Origin of the sequence: Salinicoccus cyprini, from assembly GCF_007713705.1 — a bacterium.
GTDB classification, from domain to species: Bacteria; Bacillota; Bacilli; order Staphylococcales; family Salinicoccaceae; genus Salinicoccus; species Salinicoccus cyprini.
In genome coordinates, this window is record NZ_VMSJ01000014.1 from 1 (window position 1) to 894 (window position 894).

Annotated in this window: 1 protein-coding gene; it reads left to right on the forward strand. The window is 48.9% G+C overall.

Going from position 1 to position 894, the window contains the following annotated elements; all coding sequences use genetic code 11:
• Window positions 1–98: 98 nt before the first annotated feature.
• Window positions 99–894, forward strand: a 796-nt coding sequence (locus FO441_RS12490) for a DUF3387 domain-containing protein (RefSeq protein WP_145290818.1), incomplete at its 3' end; no start/stop codon positions are given.

Here is an 894-nt window from a genome sequence, read left to right on the forward strand (position 1 = left end):
ACGAAATCGATGTAATCGCCGCCTATGCTGCCGCTTTTTTGGCCTCGATCGCTCCCTGTGGCAGAATGGCGGCTTCGAGTAGTCAGTGAGGTGTGGTCATGGAACCAGAACGATTCAAACGGACGATGAAGGCGCGAGGGCATTGGCGGGATGGCGAGCTGACATCGGCAGAGCCTGCGGTGTTAGTTGATGATCGGGGGAGCGTGACGCTGAACGAGCCTGCCAAAGGGTATTGGGTCGATGGCGCACCTGTCTGGCCTGCATACAACCCTGTTACGGGTGAAGACCTGAGCGATAAGTTGCGTGAAGTGCTGGAGGCCAACCACAAGAAGGCGATCATTTTGACGCTGGCTGACGCCGCAGCGACCTTGAAAGACATGGCCAAGGAGCTGGCTGTGGAGCTCAAAGACAAGGCAGAAACCTTTTCCTGGGAAAAGGACGGCACCAAGACGCTTGAAGCGGCTAGCTCGGCCAATGATTTTGGGGGGTATGGAGCGGCTGTTTATAAGGCCTACGACTTGGCAAAACAGTTTGGTGATTATGGAGTAAAGGCCGAAGTATTTACTTCAAAAGGCAAAGAGTATATTGCGATAACGACAAAGAATAATGGCAATAAAGTAATGCGCCATGCATTGGTTAATGGTGTCAGAATTAAATTTAATGGGCACAAATATCGTCTTAATAATTATAAGGTTGTCCAGTTAGGCCTAACTCCTCAAAGTCGAGCTAGTGGATATAAGGGAGGTGCTGTTGCTACATTCTTTATATCTGTAGCCATAAATACCAATGAGCTTATTTTTAATGATAATTTTCATCTAGTGAATTGGTTCGGTAATGTGGGTACCGATATGTTCAAGGGGATGCTTGCCATTGGGGCTGGCGAAGCTGTCTTGC